This window comes from Mesorhizobium sp. M7D.F.Ca.US.004.03.1.1, assembly GCF_003998635.1.
GTDB classification, from domain to species: domain Bacteria; phylum Pseudomonadota; class Alphaproteobacteria; order Rhizobiales; family Rhizobiaceae; genus Mesorhizobium; species Mesorhizobium loti.
Genome location: NZ_RZQG01001340.1, coordinates 1 through 1,174 on the forward strand (window position 1 = coordinate 1; position 1,174 = coordinate 1,174).

1 protein-coding gene and 1 pseudogene are annotated in these 1,174 nt (G+C 62.6%); both read right to left on the reverse strand.

Going from position 1 to position 1,174, the window contains the following annotated elements; translation table 11 throughout:
* Nucleotides 1-235: pseudogene (locus EN935_RS36890) on the reverse strand (ABC transporter permease); the annotation flags it as partial.
* 8 nt (nt 236-243) lie between these two features.
* Nucleotides 244-1,174: ATP-binding cassette domain-containing protein (locus EN935_RS36895; protein ID WP_164771727.1), on the reverse strand; the 931-nt coding region annotated here is incomplete at its 5' end.

The window sequence follows — 1,174 nt, forward strand, 5'->3', positions numbered from 1 at the left end:
CCGAGCCGACCGATAGATCGAGCCCGCCGATGAGCACGACGACGAGCTGTCCGATCGCCGCAATGATCAGCGGCATCGCCTGGGCAACCAGGTTGAAGAGGTTTTCAGCCGTCGCGAACTGTGTCGTCTCGACCGTCAGCCAGAGCGAAATGAGCAAGGCAACTAGCAGCGGCAGGCCCCACAGGCCTTGCCGTGTGTTCCGGCCACTCAAGATGTTAAACAGCGAACGATGCATGGAGGCCCCTAATGCTGGCGCGTGGAGCCGCCCATCAGGGCCGCGTCGAGGATCTTGTGCTCCGTCGCCTGCGCTGCCGGCATTTCGGCAACGATCGTGTCGTGATGGACGACGTAGATGCGGTCGCAGAGCCCGATCAATTCGATCGTCTCGCGAGACAGCACCAGCACGGCGCCGCCCTGGCGGGTGAAGTCGCGCAGCAGATGGTAGATCTCGGACTTGGCGCCGATGTCGACGCCGCGGGTTGGCTCCTCGACCAGCAGAAGATCGAGATCGGCGGCAAGATAACGGCCGAGCAAGACCTTTTGCTGGTTGCCACCCGACAGGGAGCCGACCGGAGCGGACGGCCCTGCCGCCTTTATGTTCATGACCTCCATCATGTGCGCGATGACGCTTCGATAGGGTCGCGCCGGCGCAAGTTCGGGTCGCCTCGAATGCAATCCGATGGCGATGTTGTGGGCGATCGGCAAAGCGAGGAAGAGCCCCTCTTCCTTGCGGTCCTCGGGCACGAAGCCGACCTTCAGTTGCTGCAGATGACGAACGCCCGCAGATGTCGAGAGCGGCATCTTCAGCGCTTTGCCGTTGATGGAAATCGTCCCGGCGAAGGGATGGTAGCGGCCGATCAGCGATCTCAGGAAGCGCTGCTGGCCCTGCCCCTCCAGCCCGGCCAGGGCGACGATCTCGCCCTTGTGCAAAATCAGCGACAGCGGCTGCGCTGTCTCGGTGATCCTGAGGTTCTCGACGCGCAGGATCTCGTCGCCTTTGTCATCGGTGCGATCAGGGAAAAGGTCCTGGAGTTCGCGTCCGACCATCATGGCGATGAGTTCGTCGGTGGTGATCTCGGACACCATCCTGGTGCCGACCAGCGCGCCGTCCTTCAGCACCGTCACCGTGTCGCACAGCTCGAAGATCTCCTCCATGCGATGCGAGATATAGACG